This window comes from Pseudomonas sp. SWRI154 (assembly GCF_014268645.1).
Classification (GTDB): Bacteria; Pseudomonadota; Gammaproteobacteria; order Pseudomonadales; family Pseudomonadaceae; genus Aquipseudomonas; species Aquipseudomonas marvdashtae.
The window spans coordinates 1-402 of the sequence record NZ_JABWQW010000088.1 but is presented as its reverse complement, the minus strand read 5'-3'; the positions used below and the strand labels follow the sequence as shown (position 1 = coordinate 402).

The 402-nt window shown below is 54.0% G+C and carries 1 protein-coding gene; it reads left to right on the top strand.

Annotation, left to right across the window (positions count from 1 at the left end; translation table 11 throughout):
- Positions 1-104: 104 nt before the first annotated feature.
- Positions 105-402: DUF2087 domain-containing protein (locus HU806_RS26275; RefSeq protein ID WP_186615812.1), on the top strand; the 298-nt coding region annotated here is incomplete at its 3' end.

Sequence of the window (402 nt, the reverse complement as noted above, 5' to 3'; positions counted from 1 at the left end):
GCCGAAGCTATAAACAGACTTTAACTACCGCCGGGGTGGGTCAGTTTTACTTCGGTAGGGTGGGTCAGTTTTCAACCGGTGTTGACAGCTAAACTGCAAGAACCATGAATATCCAAAGGAGCAAGACATGGAACAAGGAACTTCCAACAGACTTTGAGCACTTCGTCGAGACATTGACGCGCTTGAGCAACAAGAACGGCTTGACCCTGGGCCGGCTGAATCGCCAGGAGCTGGCGGTAATGCTCTTGTACGTCAGCTGCGCAATCAAACCCGGCGAACGCTGCAGTGAACGTGACGCTACCGTGCGGCTGGATCAATGGAAAACCCAATACGCCCCCATGCTGCGAAGCGATGTGGTGGAGCTGCGGCGTACGCTGATTGATGGCAACTACTGGATGCGAG